The sequence below is a fragment of the Chelativorans sp. AA-79 genome, assembly GCF_029457495.1.
Taxonomy (GTDB): Bacteria; Pseudomonadota; Alphaproteobacteria; order Rhizobiales; family Rhizobiaceae; genus Chelativorans.
Genome location: NZ_CP120361.1, coordinates 4,574,005 through 4,592,577, shown reverse-complemented (window position 1 = coordinate 4,592,577; position 18,573 = coordinate 4,574,005). Strand labels below are relative to the sequence as shown.

At 63.8% G+C, this 18,573-nt stretch carries 12 protein-coding genes; 4 read left to right on the top strand and 8 right to left on the bottom strand.

Annotated features, from left to right (window positions below; translation table 11 throughout):
- Positions 1-70: 70 nt before the first annotated feature.
- The 4 genes from PVE73_RS22410 to PVE73_RS22395 all read left to right on the top strand — a co-directional run bounded on the left by PVE73_RS22410 (position 71) and on the right by PVE73_RS22395 (position 6,120).
- Entirely contained in the window at positions 71-958 is an 888-nt protein-coding gene (locus tag PVE73_RS22410; protein WP_277364370.1) for a DMT family transporter, read from the top strand.
- A gap of 326 nt (positions 959-1,284) precedes the next feature.
- Positions 1,285-3,234 carry a PrkA family serine protein kinase gene (locus tag PVE73_RS22405; protein ID WP_277364369.1) on the top strand — a complete coding sequence of 650 codons (1,950 nt, stop codon included), beginning with the start codon at positions 1,285-1,287 and terminating at the stop codon, positions 3,232-3,234.
- An 18-nt stretch (positions 3,235-3,252) separates the two neighbouring features.
- Complete coding sequence (locus tag PVE73_RS22400; RefSeq protein WP_277364368.1) at positions 3,253-4,566, top strand: YeaH/YhbH family protein; 1,314 nt, start codon at positions 3,253-3,255, stop codon at positions 4,564-4,566.
- Positions 4,567-4,572: 6 nt separating this feature from the next.
- Positions 4,573-6,120 (top strand): SpoVR family protein, encoded by a 1,548-nt coding sequence (locus tag PVE73_RS22395; protein ID WP_277364367.1) that lies wholly within the window; start codon positions 4,573-4,575, stop codon positions 6,118-6,120.
- A 101-nt stretch (positions 6,121-6,221) separates the two neighbouring features.
- On the opposite strand, the gene pbpC is transcribed toward PVE73_RS22395, so the two are convergent.
- From pbpC to PVE73_RS22355, 8 genes are all read right to left on the bottom strand, one after another.
- Entirely contained in the window at positions 6,222-8,270 is a 2,049-nt protein-coding gene (gene pbpC, locus PVE73_RS22390; RefSeq protein ID WP_277367551.1) for a penicillin-binding protein 1C, read from the bottom strand.
- A gap of 61 nt (positions 8,271-8,331) precedes the next feature.
- The gene (locus PVE73_RS22385) at positions 8,332-13,797 is read right to left on the bottom strand and encodes an alpha-2-macroglobulin family protein (RefSeq protein ID WP_277364366.1); all 5,466 of its coding nucleotides are present in this window, start codon (positions 13,795-13,797) and stop codon (positions 8,332-8,334) included.
- Between the two features lie 148 nt (positions 13,798-13,945).
- Positions 13,946-14,281 carry a cupin domain-containing protein gene (locus PVE73_RS22380; RefSeq protein WP_277364365.1) on the bottom strand — a complete coding sequence of 112 codons (336 nt, stop codon included), beginning with the start codon at positions 14,279-14,281 and terminating at the stop codon, positions 13,946-13,948.
- Positions 14,282-14,290: 9 nt separating this feature from the next.
- Entirely contained in the window at positions 14,291-15,046 is a 756-nt protein-coding gene (gene kduD / locus PVE73_RS22375; protein ID WP_277364364.1) for a 2-dehydro-3-deoxy-D-gluconate 5-dehydrogenase KduD, read from the bottom strand.
- Positions 15,043-15,891, bottom strand: a complete 849-nt coding sequence (gene kduI / locus PVE73_RS22370) for a 5-dehydro-4-deoxy-D-glucuronate isomerase (protein ID WP_277364363.1) — start codon at positions 15,889-15,891, stop codon at positions 15,043-15,045. The genes kduD and kduI overlap by 4 nt, the downstream gene beginning before the upstream one ends.
- Positions 15,892-15,908: 17 nt before the next feature.
- Positions 15,909-16,697 carry a FadR/GntR family transcriptional regulator gene (locus tag PVE73_RS22365; protein ID WP_277364362.1) on the bottom strand — a complete coding sequence of 263 codons (789 nt, stop codon included), beginning with the start codon at positions 16,695-16,697 and terminating at the stop codon, positions 15,909-15,911.
- An 8-nt stretch (positions 16,698-16,705) separates the two neighbouring features.
- Positions 16,706-17,986, bottom strand: coding sequence for a TRAP transporter large permease (locus PVE73_RS22360; protein ID WP_277364361.1), 1,281 nt, complete (start codon positions 17,984-17,986; stop codon positions 16,706-16,708).
- Positions 17,986-18,567: a TRAP transporter small permease gene (locus PVE73_RS22355; RefSeq protein WP_277364360.1), complete on the bottom strand. Its 582-nt coding sequence runs from the start codon at positions 18,565-18,567 to the stop codon at positions 17,986-17,988. Before PVE73_RS22355 ends, PVE73_RS22360 begins: the two co-directional genes overlap by 1 nt.
- Positions 18,568-18,573 lie beyond the last annotated feature (6 nt).

The following is an 18,573-nucleotide window of genomic DNA, read 5'->3' as shown; positions in this document are numbered from 1 at the left end:
TTGTACTGCCCTGTCTCTGGAAAAGCCATCGCCCGCGTCCCATTGGGAGGAAAGCTTTCGGAGCGTGCGGATGGACAAGGCTGCCAGCGGCTGGATCAACGGATTTCTCGGCGTCCTCATTTTCAGCGGCTCGCTGCCTGCCACGCGTGTCGCCGTGATGGATTTCGATCCGGTTTTCCTGACGGTCGCACGGGCGGCCATCGCCGGCATCCCGGCCGCGGCGCTGCTTCTCGCCTTTCGCGAGAAGTGGCCGGCAAAAAGCGATCTCCAGTCACTCATGATCGTGGCTTTCGGCGTGGTGCTTGGCTTTCCCTTGCTCACGGCACTTGCGCTGGAACATCTCACCTCCGCCCACTCCATCGTGTTCATCGGCCTGCTGCCGCTCATGACGGCGATCTTCGGCGTTCTGCGCGCGGGCGAGCGACCCCGCCCCGCCTTCTGGATTTTTTCGGTTCTCGGCACGCTCCTCGTCTTGGGCTTTGCGGTCGCCCAAGGGTTTTCCGCGTCTCCGGCGGGCGATCTGTTGATGCTTGCCGCCATCATCGTCTGCGGTCTCGGCTATGCGGAGGGGGCGAAACTCTCCCGCAGGCTCGGGGGCTGGCAGGTGATTTCCTGGTCCCTGGTCCTTTCGCTGCCGGTCATGATTGTGCTGGCGGTCTATACACGACCGCCCACTTTCGAGGGAATCGGCGAGCCGGCCTGGATCGGCCTCGCCTATGTCTCGCTCTTCAGCATGCTCATCGGCTTCGTCTTCTGGTACCGTGGTCTGGCGCAGGGTGGCATCGCCGCTGTCGGGCAACTGCAGCTGCTCCAGCCATTCTTCGGCCTCTGCATGGCCGGCGTTCTCCTTGGAGAAACGGTAACCCCGCTGATGCTTGCCGTGACCTTCGGGGTGATCCTCTGCGTGGCGGCCGCCAGAAGAACGGCGCGGAGACGGCCATCGAACCTGTCGAGGTGATTCGACCGGCGGGCGCGAAAGGCAGCGTAAGATAAAGCGCAATTTTAATCGAAGAAATTTGCCGTAGCCGCATTCGCGTCAAAGATTTCGGGATAATAATGGGGGACAACCGCACCACGTAAGTGCGGGGGTGCTAAACGGCCGAGCTTCAATCGTTGGGGCGTGTTATCGTCTGACTTCAATGGCGATCGCCTACGGCAATGCACGGATAGCTGGCTTTCGAGGTTCCACAAGGAACTTTGGGTGGGGGAAACCGTTCACTCCAAGCAGGAGCCGACAGGCAGCGATCTCCGTTGCAACCAACCGGCCTGTCGGGAGAAGGTGCGATGCACAGGAGCGAATCTGACGTCTTTGATCTCTTTTCGGAGATTTACACCAGCACGGCTCGAGAGGAGATGAGCCTGCAAGAATATCTCCTCGCCTGCCGAGATGACAAATCCATGTATGCCACCGCCGCCGAGCGGATGGTGGATGCGATCGGGGAGCCCACTCTGATCGACACCAGCGCGGACGAGCGGCTGGGCCGGATTTTCGCGAACCGGACGATAAAGATCTATCCGGCCTTCGCGGATTTCTACGGCATGGAAGACACGATCGAGCGGATCGTGGGCTACTTCCGATACGCCGCCCAGGGGCTGGAGGAACGCAAGCAGATCCTCTACCTGCTGGGTCCGGTGGGTGGCGGCAAGTCGTCGCTTGCCGAGCGGCTCAAGAAGCTGATGGAGCAGCGCCCGATCTATACACTCTCCGTTAACGGCAAGGTCAGCCCGATCTTCGAATCCCCGCTCGGGCTCTTCCATCCCGATCGCATGGCCGATCTTCTGGAGGACAAATACGGGATCGCCCGGCGAAGGCTGACTGGCCTCATCTCGCCATGGGCGGCGAAGCGCCTGGATGAAGTGGGCGGCGACATCTCCAAGTTCAGCGTGGTCAAGCTGGCGCCCTCGCGGCTGCGCCAGATCGGTATCGCCAAGACCGAACCGGGCGACGAGAACAACCAGGACGTCTCCTCGCTGGTCGGCAAGGTCGATATCCGCCAGCTCGAGAACTACAGCCAGGCCGATCCGGACGCTTACTCCTACAGCGGCGGCCTGAACCGCACCACGCAGGGCCTGCTCGAATTCGTCGAGATGTTCAAGGCCCCGATCAAGGTCCTGCACCCGTTGCTCACCGCCACCCAGGAAGGCAATTACAATGGCACTGAGAATTTCGGCGCCTTCCCCTACCAGGGCATCGTGGTGGCCCACTCCAACGAATCGGAGTGGCTGCAGTTCAAGAACAACAAGAACAACGAAGCCTTCCTCGACCGCATCCTCGTGGTGAAGGTTCCCTATTGCCTGCGGATCACCGAGGAGAAGCAGATTTACGAGAAACTCCTGCGCGAAAGCGAACTCGCCAGCAATCCCTGTGCGCCTGAGGTGCTGGATATCCTGAGCCGCTTCACCGTCTCCACCCGCCTAAGCGAGCACGAGAACTCGCCGCTCTATACCAAGATGCGGGTCTATGACGGCGAGAATCTGAAGGACATCGATCCCAAGGCGAAGTCGGTGCAGGAGTACCGCGATGCCGCAGGTGTCGATGAAGGCATGACTGGCGTCAGCACGCGCTTCGCCTTCAAGGTGCTTTCGGAGACATTCAACTACGATACCAAGGAGGTGGCGGCCGATCCTGTCCACCTGATGTACATCCTGGAGCAGGCGATCAAGCGTGAGCAGTTTCCGAAGGAGAAGGAAACGGCCTTTCTCGACTTCATCAAATCGGAGCTCGCCTCGCGCTATGCCGAGTTCATCGGGCACGAGATTCAGAAGGCCTATCTGGAATCCTACAGCGAGTATGGGCAGAATCTCTTCGACCGCTACATCGCCTATGCCGATGCGTGGCTGGAGGACCAAGACTTCAAGGATCCCGACACCGGCCAGATTCTCAACCGGCAGGTGCTCGACAGCGAATTGTCGCAGATCGAGAAGCCGGCTGGTATCGCCAATCCGAAGGATTTCCGCAATGAGGTGGTGAAGTTCACGCTGAGGGCGCGCGCCAAGAACAATGGACGCAATCCATCCTGGACGAGCTATGAGAAATTGCGGGAGGTGATCGAGAAGCGGATGTTCGGCCAGGTCGAGGATCTGTTGCCGGTGATCAGCTTCGGTTCTAAAAAGGATTCCCAGACCGAAAAGCAGCATGCGGAATTTGTCCAGCGCATGGTCGAGCGCGGCTATACCGAACGACAGGTCAGGCGCCTTGTCGACTGGTATATGCGGGTGAACAAGGCGGGCTGATGATGCGCGGGTTACCTGATGCCGATTTATATCGATCGCCGGCTTAATCCCAAGGACAAGAGCCTGGGCAACAGGCAGCGTTTCCTGAAACGGGCGCGGGAGGAACTGAAGCGGACGATCAAGGAGCAGGTGAAGGCCGGCAAGATCGCGGATGTGGATACCGAGCACCGGGTGCCGATGCCGGCGCGCGGCACCAGTGAGCCGACCTTCCATCCCGACAGGGCGAGCGGCGAGCGCCAGTACATCCTGCCCGGAAATAAGGAGTTCTCTCCGGGCGACCGTCTGCCAAAGCCCGGCGCCTCCGGCGGCGCCGGCCGTTCCGGAGCGGGCCAGGGCGGGAGCGACGACGATTTCCAGTTCGTGCTTTCGCGCGAGGAGGTCCTCGACCTCTTTTTCGAGGATCTGGAGCTTCCCGACATGGTGAAGCTCAACCTGAAGGAAGCCATTGCCTACAAGCCGCGTCGCGCGGGCTTCGCCACGACGGGGGCGCCGACGAACATCAATGTCGGCCGCACCATGCGCAACAGCTATGGCCGCCGCATCGCTCTCCACCGGCCCCGGCGACAGGAGGTGGAGCGGCTGGAGGAGGAGATCGCCGGACTGGAGGCCAAACCCAATCAAAGGGCAGTCGAGCAGCGGCTCGAAGCGCTCCGCGAAGAACTGGAGAGGCTGGAGCGCAAGCGCAAGCGCATCCCTTATGTCGATCCGATCGACATCCGCTTCAACCGCTTCGAGCCGCAGCCTCTGCCGAATGCCAGTGCCGTGATGTTCTGCCTTATGGACGTATCGAGTTCCATGGGCGAACGTGAGAAGGATCTCGCGAAGCGTTTTTTCGTTCTGCTGCACCTGTTTCTCAAGCGGCGATACGAGCGTATCGACATTATCTTCATCCGCCACACACACGAGGCGCGGGAGGTTGACGAGGAGACGTTCTTCTATTCAACGCAGAGCGGCGGCACCGTCGTCTCGACGGCGTTGGAGGAGATGCAGCGCGTCATCGCCGAGCGCTATCCTTCCCGGGAGTGGAACATCTATGCCGCCCAGGCTTCCGACGGCGACAACATTGCCGGCGACTCGGAACGCTGCGCCTCGATGCTGCGTGACGAGTTGATGCAGCTTTGCCAGTATTATGCCTATGTGGAGATCATCGACGAGCGGGAGACGGAGATTTTCGGGGCGACAGACAACGGCACCTCGCTCTGGCGCTCCTATCGCACGGTGGGCGAGGCGTGGCCGAATTTCCAGATGACGCGGATCGCCAGGCCCGCGGATATCTATCCGGTGTTCCGCAAGCTTTTTGCCAGGCAGTCGGCCTCACAGACACGCGGGTGATTGGACATGTCCGCCACCAAGACAGCAGATTCGAAGCTCCTCTTCAGCGGCTCCGATTGGAATTTCGCGACCCTGTCGCGCACCTACGATGCCATCGAGGAGATTGCGCTCGAGGAACTGAAGCTCGACGTCTACCCCAATCAGCTCGAGATCATCTCCTCCGAGCAGATGCTCGATGCCTATTCCTCGGTCGGCATGCCGCTGATGTATCAGCACTGGTCCTTCGGCAAGCGCTTCGTCTTCGAGGAAAACCTCTACCGCTCAGGCCGGCGGGGCCTCGCCTATGAGCTTGTGATCAATTCCAGTCCCTGCATTGCCTATCTGATGGAGGAGAACACCATGGCGATGCAGGCCTTGGTGACGGCGCATGCCTCCTTCGGTCACAACCACTTCTTCAAGAACAACTATCTGTTCCAGCAGTGGACCGATGCGAGTTCCATCCTGAGCTATATGGAGTTCGCCAAGAAATACATAGTGAAGTGCGAGGAGCGCCACGGCACCCCGGCGGTCGAGGCCATTCTGGATTCCGCCCACGCGCTGATGGACCAGGGGGTGTTCCGTTATCGCCGCCCGCCGCGCCTCTCCTCCGAGCAGGAGCGCGAGCGTGCCCGTGAGCGGCTGGAATATGAGGAACAGACATACAGCGATCTCTGGCGCACGCTCCCTCCAAAGAGTTCCGGCGAACCCGCCGACGAGGACGAGGAGCAAACGGCCGAACGGAAGAAAAGGCTGAATCTGCCGGAAGAGAACCTGCTCTATTTCCTGGAGAAGAACAGTCTCATCCTGCAGCCCTGGCAGCGGGAACTCCTGCGCATCGTGCGCGTGATCGCACAATACTTCTATCCTCAGCGCCAGACCAAGGTGATGAACGAGGGCTGCGCCACCTTCGTCCACTATTACATCCTGAACAGGCTTTACGATCAGGGGAAGATCACGGAGGGGGCCATGCTGGAGATCCTCCAGAGCCACTCGAACGTCGTTTTCCAGCCCGATTTCGACGATCCGCGCTTTCCCGGGATCAATCCCTATGCGCTGGGATTCGCCCTTATGCGCGACATACAGCGCATCTGCGACGATCCCACGCCCGAGGACCGCGACTGGTTCCCCGAGATCGCCGGAACGGGGAATTGGCGCGACACGCTGCTCGATGCCTGGGCCAACCATCGCGACGAGTCCTTCATCCTGCAATATCTGAGCCCCGCGATGATCCGCAATTTCCGGCTTTTCCTCTTGAGGGACAAGTCGAGCGATCCCTATTGCGAAGTGGCATCCATTCACAATGAGCAAGGCTACGGGGCCATCCGCGCAGCTCTTGCCCGCAGCTACGATATCGGCGTGAATCAGCCGGATATCCAGGTGGTGGATGTGGATCTTCTGGGTGACCGCCAGCTACGCCTGCAGCAGAACGTGAAGCACGGGGTGCTCCTGGAAGAGGAGAACCGTGATGCGACGCTGCGCCATGTCTGCCGCCTTTGGGGCTACGACGTAAGCCTCGTCGGGGTGGACGCCGCCACCGGGGCCACGCTCTACGAGACCTCGGCACGGTCGGGTTAGGGCATATTCGACGCAGGTGGAATCACCTGCCGTCGCACGAGTGCGTGCTGAGGCAAAGAGATAGAGCGGAACGCGTGAGCCAGGCGAACGCATTCCGCTCGCTATTCCAGGAAAACGCGGACACTGGCGGTTCGCCCGGCGGCATCGATGACGGTGAGCGTCGATGTGCCGCCGCCGTCGGGCTTCCATGACGCCGTACGGCGGCGGAAGGTCTCGGCGAGCGGCCTGCCATTGGCTAGCCACCGGAAGGGAGCCCGCCCGCCGATGATCTTGAGGGCCAGGCGTGACGCGTCGGTGCCGCCGGAAAAGCCGAGGTCGATGCGCGCGCCTTCGGGCGGAAACACGATCTCGGGAGCGGCTTCCACCGGCGCGCCGGCCATCGGCGTGACATGGGGTGAGGAGAAGCGGCGAAGGGAGAGGGGCAGTTCGGCGGCCGCCAGCCGGATTGCGCCGGCGGGCGCGGGCGGCAACGGCGTGATGCCGGTGCCGGAGCGGGAAAAGGCCTCGAACAGGATCGGCGCGGCGGCGAGATAGCCGGTGAGGCCGGGCACCGAGCCCCCGTCCGGCCGGCCCACCCATACCCCCAGCACGTGGCGGCCGTCATAACCTACGGCCCACGCGTCGCGATAGCCGTAGGACGTGCCCGTCTTATAGGCGATGCCCAAGCGCGGCGCGCCCTGCGGCGGGGCCACGCCGGAAAGCATGTCGGCGATTTGCCACGTGGCCTGCGGGGTCAGCACCGCCGCGGAAAGGGGCGTGTCACCGGATTCCTCCGCGGAGTAGCGAAGCGCCGATGCTTCGCCGCGATCGGCGAGCGCGGTATATGCCTGCACGAGCGCTTCGAGCGTGAGGCCCGCACCGCCGAGCCCGATCGCAAGCCCCGGCGCCTCGCCCTTGGGAAGTGCGAGCTCCACGCCCGCCCGCCTTAGCCGTGAAACCAGCCGGGCAGGCCCCACCGCGTCGAGCAAACGGATCGCCGGCACATTGAGCGACATCTGCAGGGCCTGTCGAACCGTCACGTCGCCCTGGTATTCCATGTCGAAGTTCCGCGGCCGGTAGCCGTGGAAATTGCCCGGGCGGTCCTCGATCATCGTCGCCTGCATCACGAGGCCGTCTTCCATGGCAAGCCCGTAAATGAAGGGCTTCAGGGTGGAGCCCGGTGAGCGTTGCGCCACGCTCATATCGATCCAGCCGGCACGCGCGCTGTCGAAATAACCCGCCGATCCCACCCGCGCGAGCACCGCTCCGGAGCGCGCATCGGCCATGATCATGGCAACGGAAACTTTCTGCCCCAGCCGCTGCGCTCCCTCCCGGGCGACGGCCTCGAGGGCGGACTGTGCGCCTCTGTCGATGAGCAGCGGGATGCGCCGCCTCTCCGGCGCGGTTCGCAGCGCTGCGTCGGCCAGATGCGCGGCAAAGGCGGGCATCGGCAGGCGCCGCGTCGCGATCTGCGCGCGGGAGGCGCGTTCGACCTCTCCTTCGGCGATGATCCCCGCCTTCGCCACACGGGCAAGCACCCTGTCGCGGGCCGCTTCCGCCATTTCCGGATGGCGGTCGGGACGTCTCGCCTCCGGTGATTGTGGCAAGGCGACCAGAAGGGCCGCCTCCGAGAGCGCAAGCTTCTGCGGCTCCTTGCCGAACCAGGCGAGGCTCGCCGCGCGCACGCCTTCCAGATTGCCGCCGTAAGGCGCAAGCGTCAGATAGCGCTCGAGGATCTCGCGCTTTGCAAGCCGCCGCTCGATCTGCAGCGCACGCGCGATCTGGCGGAATTTCGCGGAGAAGCTCCGTTCCTCCCGCGGCTCGATGAGGCGCGCAAGCTGCATGGAAAGCGTGGAGCCGCCCGACACGATGCGCCCATTCACGAGAAGCTGAACGGCCGCGCGAGCGAGCGCTGCGGGATCGACCCCCGGGTGCGACCAGAAGCGGCGGTCTTCATAGGTGATGAGCATCTCGACGAACTGCGGGTCGAGCCTGTCGATATCGGCCTTCAGCCGCCAGCGCCCGTCGGATGCCGTATAAACGCGCAGCAGTGCTCCATTGCGGTCCACCACCTCGTGCGAGAGCGCGCTTACGTTTTCAAGCGGCGGCGGATAGGCCTTGTCGAGGTGATCGAGGGAAATTGCACCGATGGTGAGCACGACAGCCAGCACGGCGCCGGTGATGCCTGCACGCTTCGCCCATGCCCGCCAGGCGCCTCTCCGGTCCACTGCCCTACTTCCCCTTGATCTCCATAAAGCCGGTTGCAGTGCGTGCGGAAAGCTGCGGGCGGTACATGTCTTCCACGCTTGCGGCAGGGTGGATATAGATGCCCGGCGCGACCGCGCGCACCACATAGGCCAGCCTGAAGGAGCGTTCGCTGTCGGCGTCCCGGTCGAACGCGGCGATGAAGCGGTCGTCCCGGAACTCCGTATGCACCGCATCGATCTCGCCGAGCCACTCGAAGTTTTCGAGCTGCGCGCTGTCGACGAGCCGCGGATTGTCGATTTCGAAGCCGGCGGGCAGAAGGTCGGAAACGAGCACGCGCGACGGCCATGCATTGTCTTCCGTGATTTCCAGAACGGCCACGAAGCGTTCGTTCTGCCGGGCCTCCGACACATTCGCCTCGGCACCGTCCAACCGGTAGTAGGTGCGCTTGATGGTGAAACCATCACCGCCGGCGGGCAGGGGAACCTGGGGAGATGCAACCACCGTGACGATCGCATCGATCGACTCCGCACCCCTGTTGGCGACGGTGATGGGTGTTACGGCAATATCCTCGCCGGAGAGCCGGTGGGCGAAAGCGCCGGAATGAGGGGCACCGTCGACCGCGAGGCTGATGTCGCTGCTTGCCTCCTTGAGCGCACGGGCGGCAAGAAGCATCCAGGCTTCGTCTTGCGTGCTCAGATAATTGGTCCGGCTGCGGATTTCCGAGACGAGGCTGATCATTTGCGGAACGAGCACCGGTTCAGGCCGGCTTTCGGCGGCGAGCGCCAGCATGGCGGCCCCGTCGCGCAGGGCCGAGCCGTAGTCCGAACGGGCGCTCAAGGCGTTATCGGATGATTGCGCAAGCCGCAGGGCTGAGCCGAAGGCGGTCTCCGCGCGCTGCACATCGCCGTAAAGTGCGAGTGCGGCCGCAAGCTGAGCACGGGCGATCGGCGTCGCAAATTCATCGAGCCGTGTGTCGACATAGTAGCGCAGGTCACCCGCCGATGCCCTTCGGTTGCGCGCGAGCACATAGTGCGCATAGGCGATCTCGTTGCCGTTGCCGGCGACATCGGTGTCGTAGGCCAGCGAGTTCTGCAGGTTCTGCAACGCCTGGTTCATGGCGAGGTCCGGCACCGCAAAACCCTGCTCGCGCGCCCGCGTCAGGAAGTCCGAGACATAGGCGTCGAGCCAGAGATCGCCGGAGCCAGGCCCCCACAGCCCGAAACTGCCGGATGAGGACTGAAAGGAGAGCACGCGCTTGATCGCGTCGTGGATGCGGCCTTTGAGTGCTGGATCGTCCTCGATGCCGGCTGCCTTGGACAGTTCGCTGACATAGAGCAGTGGGAGCGCCCGGCTCGTGGTTTGCTCCGCGCAGCCATAGGGATAACGGTCAAGCGACATCAGCAATGCGGGAATGTCGAATGCCTCCGCCCGCGAGACGTTGACGGCGACCGATGAACCCTCGACGAAGCTGCCTCCCAGCAGTCCGCCGTCGATCTTCAGGCTACCGCCATTGGCGGCGAGCGTTATCGTCTGCCGCGTGGTAACCGGCGCGGTGCCCGGCCGCACCGGAAACGCCAGGGACTTCTCCACCCTCAGTCCCGATTCATGAGAGAGCGAAAGGGCGATGCTGCCTACGCCCGGCTCACCTGCGGAGAGGGGGAGGGAAAGACTCGTGTTTCCGCCGGCCGCAAGCGTGATGCTCGCCGGCACCGCCTGCGTGTCGACTTCCACCGCATCGCCGCCCGTGACACTAAGCGTATAGTCCCCGGCCGGTCCGTCCGTGTTGGCGATTTCGAGGAGCAGGCGTGACTGGTCCCCCGGCGCCATGAAGCGCGGCAGGCTCGTCGTCAGCACGACGGGATCGCGGATGATGATATCCTTCGTGGCACTGCCGATGCCGGCCTTCGACCAGGCGACCCCCATTATGCGCGCAGTGCCGCTGAACTGAGGCAGGTCGAACGAGACCTCGGCCTTTCCTTGATCGTCCAGCCGCACGACGCCGGAGAAGAAGGCGAGCAGCTTTTCGGTGGGCGGGCTGCCGGAGGTGGTCATGCCGCCGCCGTCGCCGCCGGTCCGCAGCCGCCCCGCAGCACCCAGCGAGCCGTCGATCAGCCGGCCGTAGATGTCACGCATCTCGACCCCCAGCATCCGCTGCCCGAAATACCAGCCCGCCGGATCCGGGGCTTCGTAGCGCGTAAGGTTGAGGATGCCGACATCGACGGCAGCGACCGTCACATAGGCTTCTTCGTCCGCAGCAAGCCCCTCGACGGAGACGGGAATCCTCAGCGTCTCGTTGGGCCGCACCTTTTCGGGCAGGGTGAGATCGACGGAGAGCTTGCGCTCGCCGGGATCGACCTTCAGCCAACGCGTGCCGATGGCTCGCATGGGCAGACGGTTGTCGGCCTCTTCGCCCGGTCGGATCAGGGTTGCGGTCACATAGGCGCCGGCGCCCAGGTCCTCCGTCACCGGAATGTCGATGGTCGTGCCTTCGGCCGGCACATGCGCCGTAAAGGTCTTTTCGACGCTCTCGACGCCAAGGGTTACGAGCGCCTCGCCGGCGAAGCGCGGCGAGATCTTCAGCTTGGCGGTATCGCCTATTTGGTAGGATTCGCGGTCGAGCGCCACCTCGAGACCATCGGGCGTCTCGGTCGAAGTCGCCTCCACAAACCAGCCGGCGTCGAACTCCACGCTGGTCACCGGCCCGCCGGGATCAGCGCCTTCCACCTCCAGCCGGTAGCGGCCCCAATTCACCGGCACGCTGATCTGCGGTTCCGAATCAGGCTGCGCGGAGACTGTCCCCTCCTCGATGAGGCTGGTGGAGATGATGGGCTCGTAGTTCCATGAGCCGTTGCTGCGGTACCACTGGTAATTGCGCTCGATGCTGTAGAGCGACCATTTGAGACCGGCCATGGCGATACGTTGACCCGAGGATTCGGCAGCAATGATCCGGAAGCTCGCGGTTCCGCCCTCCGGCACTTGCCCGCCGGAGAATTCGGGCCTCAGCCCGATCATGTCGCCCTCCGGCTCGATGGCGATATCGATCGAGCGCTCCACCGCGCGGCCGCCGGCCTCGCGCATCTGTACGCTCACATTGGCATTGAGCAGCCTTGTCGTTGCAGGCACGCTGTCGACGAAGACGTCGAAGGTCGCCTTGCCGTCCGCGTCCGTCTTGGGAAGGCCGGCAAGCGGCACGCGCACGGTTTCGGCGTCCTCCTCGTCCTCGAGACCGAACACATAGCCGGGAAATCGCGGCCATTCGCGCGTGGTGCCGATCGTCAGCTGGCCCTCGAGGACCAGGTCCGCGGCCGGCGCGCCATAGAGATAGCGCCCATCCAGCGATACCTGTACGGAAGAGCCGATTGCCACCGTATCTTCTGCAGCCTTCAGTTCGAATTCCGTCCGATCCGGCACGAAGTCCTCGACCAGGAACATCTTCTCGGTGATCGGCGCTTGCTCCGGGTCCGTGTGGACGCGCAGCACCCACGTTCCGCGCATGGCATTCTCGGGCAGCGCCAGATCGACGGCATAACCGCCGAGCCCTGCGCTTTGCGAGACCATGCGACGCTCCTCCACGCCGTCCGGACGCTGAAAGATGAAGGTGAGCGGCAGATCGTCGGCCGCCTCGGCGGACGGATCGCGCAGAAGTACCGCCGCATGCACCGTCTCGCCCGCGCGATAGATGCCGCGTTCCGTCCAGGCGAATGCATCCAGTGGGCCGGGCGCGGGGCGGCCGGCGACACCGCGATCAGAAAGATCGAAGCCTGCACGCGTCATGTCGAGAAAGACGAAGTCCTCCTCACCCTTCTGCGCGACAATGGCCGCGGGCGAGAGCCCGGCTTGTCCGCGTGCGAGGCCGGGCGCGAACCGCACCGCGCCCTCGTCGTCGGTGACGGCCTCCCCCAGCACCTCGTTGTTGCGTGCAAGCAGTCGCACCCGCAGGCCGGCGATGGGAGCGGCCGTTTCAAGCGAGCGCGCGAAGATGGAGATCCCGTCATCGCCGGTGAATGTCGAAAGCCCGATATCGGAAACGAGGAACCACTGGGTGGCCCGGCTGCTCCAGTCATCGCTGACATCGTCCTCGGGCACCGCCGCCAGCATGTATATGCCGGGCTTGCGTTCCGGCACCACCTCGTCCACCGGAATGCTGGCGACAACGTCCTTGTTGAGCTCGGAGGCGATTTCGACGGAGCCCTCCCAAACGGCTTCACCGAGGTCAGTGCCGACCTCGTCGATTTCGTAGTCGTTGAGCTGGCGAAGGAATTTCGATTCCGTCAGAATCCTCGTCAGCGAACGATCTCCAACGCGATAGAGCGACAGCTTCGCGCGCGGGGTGTTCACGGAAACGATGGGGATACCTCGCCGGGCGCTGGTCGGCAGCACGAAGTTCTCGCCGGTGAAACGCACCGAAGGCGAGCGGTCGCGGATATAGACCTCGAGCGGCACCGGCTTCTCGATCACTTCTCCAATGGCCGAGGGCAGGCCCTGGCGAACGACGATCCGGTATTGCTGCCCGTGCTCGAGCCCGCTGACGCAGAGCTCCTTGGCGCCCCGGTCGATCGCGGCCGAACGGGCGTTGTCGACGGTCATGTACTGCGCATAATCGACCCCGCTCTTCACCAGTTCTTCCGAGAACTGGACGCAGACGCGCGGCGTCACACTGTCGGAATCGATGGAATGGTCCACGATACGGAAGCCGTGGGTGCGCCGGAGTTCGGTATAACGCGCCTCCACCTCGGGCGAGGTCTCCAAGGCGAGGCTTGCCTCATAGGCGCTGATGGCCGGCCGGAACAGGCTGCGCTGCTGCAGCGCGTCCCCAAGCGCAGCGAGCGCGCCCGCCCGATCCCGCACCGTACGCGACAACTCATAGGCGATCACGCCGGCGGATGTGGCGGCCGCCTGGAGATCGTACCGGCTCTCGTTCTGGTCGGGCTCTGCGGCGGTTGCGGCGCGGGCAAGCTCCGCCCAGAGTTCTGAATTCTTGGAATCAACCGCGACGGCCGCTGCGTAGCCGCGCATTGCGTTCCTGGCATCTCCATTGACCATCGCCGCCGATGCCGCCGAGGTGAGCGCCGCCAGCCCTTCCTGGCCTGGTTCGGCGGCCTGCGGAAGCGTGCGCCGATACCGCTCGGCCTCTTGCAGGACATGGCCGGGTACGAAGCTGAGCGGCGGCGGCGCGCCGATATCCGGCGCGCTGCTGGCGGTCACCACTTTCCCGGCGATCGCCCCCGGAAAGCGGTTGAGCGTGCCGAAGTCGGACTTCAGGAAACACCAGCGCGCCTTCGTATTGTAGGTGAAGGCGCGGCATTGCGGGTCGCCGAGACAGGCGCTCTCGCATTCATCCAGCGATAGCTCCTGCTCGCTGCGCAGGTCGAAACCGAAATAGTCGCTGTCCTGGGTGGTGACGATGCGCCGGGTGTCCTGCGCTGCGGCCGGGATGACGAAGGCGAGCAGGGCGATGAAAACAGCAGAAAACAAAGGAGCCGTGCGCATTGAGATCCCTCCCGGCCGAATGAACATTGCGCCATTGGGGGATATTGGCCCAGCTTTGTGAAGCCCTGTCAACGGGGGCCCGGAACCTCCAAGCGCTCGCCACAAGCGTCGCTGCGGAACGGGCGGTACCGATGGGCCCGAAGCGCTTTTACAGGAAGTCCGCCCGCTTCGGGGTAAAACTGTCCACCAGTCGACCCGCCTCCAGCGCTTTGACGCCGTGGACCGTATTCGAAGGCACGATGAAGGAATCGCCCGCCGAGAGGAGCGTGGTCTTGTCGCCTACCGTGACCTCGAAACTGCCTTCCGCCACATAGCTCGCCTGCACATGCGGGTGGGAATGCGGCGCGCCGATGCCGCCCTCCTCGAAGGCGAATTCCACCATCATCAGCTCGTCCGTATGGAGCAGAACCCGGCGGCGGTTGCCGCCGCCGAGATCGGTCCATTCGCCCTCCGTCTTCCGCGCGAAGAGTTTGGTGTCAGACATGATATTTCCTCAACGAGCCAGCCAGCCGCCGTCGACCGGGATAACGGCACCATGCATGTAGTCCGAAGCGGGCGCGAGCAGGAACACGGCCGCGTCGCCGATATCCTCCGGCCGGCCCCAGCGCGCCGCCGGAATGCGGCCGAGGATGGCGGCGCTGCGCTCCGGGTCGTTTCGCAAGGCTTCGGTGTTGTTCGTCTCGATATAACCGGGCGCCACGGCGTTGACATTGATGCCCTTCGCCGCCCACTCGCAGGCGAGCAGCCGCGTGATGCCCAGGACGCCGTGCTTCGAGGCCGTGTAGGAGGCGACGCGGATGCCCCCTTGGAAGGAGAGCATCGAGGCGATGTTGACGATCTTGCCGCGCCTGTCGCCGGTGATCAGCTTACGCCCGAAGGCCTGGCACAGCGTGAAGAGCGTCTTCAGGTTGATATCCATCACCTCGTCCCAGTCGACCTCGGTGAAATCGACCGCGTCGGCGCGGCGGATGATGCCCGCATTGTTGACGAGGCCGTCGATGGGCCCATGTTCCCAAGCCTGGTCGAACATGGAGCGCGCCACAGCGGCATCGGCAAGATCACAGGAAAGCGCCGTGAACTGTGCTCCCTCCGCTGCCACGCGCTCCGCCGTCTCGTCCATGGACGAACGGCCGATTCCCAGCACACTGGCGCCGGCACGGGCGGCGGCCACGGCGATGCCCTGGCCGATGCCGGTATTGGCGCCGGTGACCATGATCCTCCGGCCGGAAAGGCTGAAGGTCGACGTCATCGCATGGTCTCCAGCGGTACCGGGTCGACGTCCGTATAGTCGACATTGTCGCCGGCCATCGCCCAGACGAAGGTGTAATTGGCGGTGCCGCAGCCCGAATGGATCGACCAGGGCGGTGAGATCACCGCTTCCTCGTTGGCCATGACGATGTGCCGTGTCTCCGCGGGTTCGCCCATCAGATGGAAGACGCGGGCATTCTCGGGCAGGTCGAAATAGAGATAGGCCTCCATGCGCCGGTCGTGCACATGGGGAGGCATGGTGTTCCAGACGGAGCCCGTGCCGAGCGTGGTCATGCCGACCACGAGCTGGCAGGTCCTGGCGCCTTCCGGATGGATGAACTGGAAGATCGAGCGTTCGTTCGAGGTTTCCTGGCCGCCCAGGTCGAGGCGCTTGGCATCGCCGATGCGGATCAGCTTGGTTGGGTGCTTAGAGTGCGCGGGAGCGCTCAGAAGATAGAATTTGGCCGGGTTGCCCGGATCGTCGGAAGCAAAGGCCACGCTGCTTCCCATGCCGGCATAAAGCATGTCGCGCGTGGCGAGCGAATGCGTCTCGCCATCGGTCGTGATCTTGCCCGCGCCGCCGATATTGACGACGACGAGTTCGCGCCGGTCGAGGAAGTTCGGGGTCCCCGTGGGCTTGATCGTCTCCAGAGCCAGGGCAGTACCGGTCGGTACGGCGCCGCCCACGATCATCCGGTCGTAGAGCGTATAGGTGAGGTTGATGCGGCCGGCCTCGAAGAGCCCAGGCACATGGAAATTGGTGCGCAGCTCTTCCGTGCCCATGCGCGCCGCCGCGGCCGGGTCGATGGCATGGCGGATCGAATAGTTCATATGGCTCTCGCTCATCGGGCTCTCCGCTTTTGTTAACTGTCCTGATTGTCCGTCGGGGCCAGCGGGCGGCTGAAACGATAGTCCGCCTGCTGGCCGTTGAGGCGTGTGCGATAGCGCTGCTGGCTCGCCGTCAGATGGTGCCGCATCGCCTGCCTGGCCGCCTCGGCATCCCCCGCCGAAATCGCCTTCAGGATTGCGAGGTGCTCGACCTGGAGCCCTTCCTGGTATTCCCGCGAAAGCACGCTGTCGGTGCCCCAGGGAGAGGTGATGTCGCAGGGGATGGCGCGCATGCCCAACGCATCCAGCACCTCCACATAGAATGGATTGTTCGTGGCCACCGCGATGGCGCGATGGAACTCGAAATCCGTCCTTCCGGTCGCTTCGCCGATGGCGAGCAATCGGTCGAACTCGAAAAACGCCTCCTGGATCGCGGCCTCCTGCGCGCCGTTGCGCCTGAGCGCAGCGAGCCCGGCGCTCTCGATCTCCAGCCCCATGCGCACTTCGATGACATTGAGCGCGTAGGAGATCTTGTTGCTGATCTCGGCCGTGATGGAACTGAAGGCCATTGCCGGCCGCTCGCGCACGAACACGCCGGCTCCCTGCCGCGATTCGACCAGCCCGTCGGCTGCGAGCGTGGCGATCGCCTCGCGCACCACGGTCCGGCTGACGCCGAAAAGATCGGTCAGGCGGCTCTCCGTCGGCAGCTTTTCGCCGGGGCGGTAGTCGCCGGAGAGGATTTGCGCCCGCACGGCGGCCACCACGCGCTCGGAAAGCTTGGGCTTGCGTTGCAGCCTTATGTCGGCTGAGGGGTCCAGGGCCATCGTTTCTCCTACCGGAACACGCTTGGCAGCCAGAGCGAGATGGCGGGCACATAAGTGACGAGCCCGAGAACCACCAACCCCGCTAAATAGAAGGGCCAGATGCTGCGCATGGCCTGCCAAACGCTGATCTTCCCCACCGCGCAGGCGACGAACTGGACCGCACCCACCGGCGGCGTGTTGAGGCCGATGCCCAGGTTCAGGATCATGATCACGCCGAAATGGACGGGGTCGATGCCGTAGGACGAGACGACCGGCAGGAAGATCGGCGTGGTGATGATGATCATCGGCCCCATGTCCATGAAGGTGCCGAGGAAGAGCATCAGGATGTTGAGCAGGAGCAGGATGACCAGCGGGTTCTGCGAGATGCTGTTGAGGAAGTCGGTCAGCTCGGCCGGTACCCGCAGATAGGCCATGAGCCAGGAGAAGGAGGCGGCCGTGCCGATGATCAGGAGCACCATCGCCGTGGTCCGTACCGCGCCCAGCGTGGCGTGAAGGAAGTTCTGCCAGCTCATCGAACGGTAGATCAGGAGGGTGACCAGCAGCGCATAGAATACGGCGATGCATGAACTCTCCGTCGCGGTGAACACACCGGAGCGGACGCCGCCGAAGATGATCCCGATGAGGAGCAGTCCGGGCAGGGAATTGATGAAAAACCAGCCTACCCTCGAAAAGCCCGGAAAGGCTTCCACCGGATAACCTCGGCTGCGGGCGACCAGATAGGCGGTCGTCATCAGCGCGACGGCGAGCAGCAGGCCCGGTATGATGCCGGCGGTAAACAGGTCGGCGATCGAGATCTTGCCGCCGGCCGAGATCGAATAAATGATCATGTTGTGGGAAGGCGGCAGGAGCAGCGCGATGAGCGCCGCCATGGAGGTGATGTTGACGGCGTAATCGGCGCCGTAGCCGCGCGCCTTCATCTGCGGGATCATCAGCCCGCCGACGGCGGCGGCTTCCGCGACCGCCGATCCGGAGATGCCGCCGAAAAGAGTCGATGCGGCGATGTTCACCTGGCCGAGGCCGCCGCGCATATGCCCCACGAGCGAACCTGCGAAGGCGACGATGCGTTGGGCGATGCCTCCGCGCACCATGAGATCGCCGGCATAGATGAAGAAGGGAATGGCGAGCAGCGTGAAAACGCTCATGCCCGAATTCATCTGCTGAAAGACGACGAGCGGCGGCAGGCCGATATAGAGGACGGCCGCGAAGCTCGCGACACCCAGGCAGAATGCGATCGGCGTGCCGATGAGCATCAGGGTCGCGAAGGTACCGAAAAGGATCCAGCTCGCCATCAGACTTCCCTTGCTTCAGCCACGGTGGAGATATCGTCCGCGTCGTGGAGGTCCTGGTCGACATCCACGCCGGACCAGCGAAGCGCGATCCGTTCGGCGGAAAAGAGCAGGATGAGCACGCCGCCTGCTGCGAGCGGCAGGTAGCGGAAAGCGCCGGAAATGCCGAGGGCAGGCATCCGCTCGTTCCACTGCAGGTTCATGAGCTGCCAGCCATAGAAGATCATGCCGGCGGAGAAGGCGATCACGACGAGGTCCGAGATGGTGCGCAGCACTTTCTTGCTGCCCTTCGGCAGCACATACAAAAGCACGTCGAAGCCGAGATGATAGTTCTCCCGCACGCCCACTGCCGCGCCCAGGAAGATGAACCAGCTCATGATCAGGATCGCGGTCAGTTCGGTCCAGCTGTTGTTCCAGTTGAGGATGAAGCGGACGATGACCTGCCAGAGGACGATGACCGACATGGCCACGAGGCCCGCGCCGGCGATATAGAGCGCGGCGTCGGAGAGCCGGGACAACAGCCGGGTGATCAGGGGCAGATCGCGTTGCCGGTTTGTCGACGAATCGCCGATCGGTTCAGGCATTTCTTG